Source organism: Desulfonatronospira sp. MSAO_Bac3, from assembly GCF_003838035.1.
GTDB lineage: Bacteria > Desulfobacterota > Desulfovibrionia > Desulfovibrionales > Desulfonatronovibrionaceae > Desulfonatronospira > Desulfonatronospira thiodismutans.
The window spans coordinates 1-1,446 of the sequence record NZ_QYZY01000076.1; the positions used below are offsets into that span (position 1 = coordinate 1).

Here is a 1,446-nt window from a genome sequence, read left to right on the forward strand (position 1 = left end):
AAAAGGACACCCTGCCCAACAACCACTCCATGCAGGTGCGCATCAACTGCGAGGATCCCCAGCAGGATTTCGCTCCCAATGCCGGGCTCATTACCAGATACCAGTCCCCCGGCGGACAGGGGGTGCGCGTTGATTCCTGCATTACGGCAGGATATCATTTCCCCTCCCAGTACGATTCAGCAGCGGCCCTGCTCATTGTCCACGGCAAATCCTGGAAAAAAATCGTAGGCACTATGGAAAGGGCCCTAAATGAATACATAGTCGGGGGCCTTAAAACCACCATTCCATTTCACCGCAAGGTTATGGCCAATGCCCAGTTTCGAAGCGGCGACTATGATACCAATTTCGTTGGTCAGACTCCGGAACTTATGGTCTACCGGGACCGGGAGCCGGAGGCCCTGCGTCTTTCCAAGCTGGTGGCGGAGATATCCGCCAGGGGATACAACCCTTACGTGGAACTGGGGGAGTACCGGGGAGTACATGACAAGAGGCTTGGCCGCATAGAACCGGTGCTGCCGTCTCTTAAACACGATGACTACCAGTATCCCTATCCCAGGGGAGACAGGGACGCGGTTCTGGACTATATCCGGGACAGTGATCATGTTCATTTTACAGACACCACCACCAGGGACATAACCCAGTCCAATTCCGGCAACAGGTTCCGCCTGGCCGAAGACAGGCTCATCGGCCCCTACCTGGACAGGTGCGGGTTCTTTTCCCTGGAAAACGGTGGAGGAGCGCACTTTCACGTGGCCATGATGGCCAACATGACCTATCCTTTCAGCGAGGCCAGGGAGTGGAATCACTTCGCCCCCAACACTTTGAAACAGATACTTATCCGTTCCACCAACGTCCTGGGATACAAGCCCCAGCCCAAGAATATCATGCGCCTTACAGGGGAGATGATCTGCGAAGACTACGATGTTATCCGCTGCTTTGATTTCCTGAATCACATCGACAATATGCTGCCCTTTGCCCAGGTGGCCATGAGTCACAAGAAAAATATATTTGAACCGGCCATCTCCCTTTCCTATGCCAAGGGATTCGACATCAAGCACTACATGGGAGTGGTGGACGAAATAGTAAACCTTATGAGCAGGGCTACGGCCATGGCTCATGACAAGGTCCTCAAGAAATTCATCCTGGGACTAAAAGACATGGCCGGTGTCTGTCCCCCCTGGTTCATCAGGGAACTGGTGAGCAAGATACGCACCAAATATCCCGAGCTTATTGTACACTACCATCGCCATTACACGGACGGACTGTTCGTGCCTGCTGTGGCCGAAGCAGCCAGGGCAGGGGCGCATATAGTGGATACAGGTATCGGGGCATCGGTTCGCTGGTACGGCCAGGGCGAGGTTCTGTCCACTGCAGCCTATATCGAAGAACTGGGCATGAAGACCAACCTGAACAAGGATATGATCCGTCAGTGCGGCTTTGTCTTAA

1 protein-coding gene is annotated in these 1,446 nt (G+C 53.9%); it reads left to right on the plus strand.

The genetic code is table 11. The features are described from left to right. The coding region (locus D5S03_RS02755) for an acetyl-CoA carboxylase biotin carboxylase subunit family protein (RefSeq protein WP_502697110.1) at nt 1-1,446 on the plus strand (1,446 nt) is incomplete at both ends.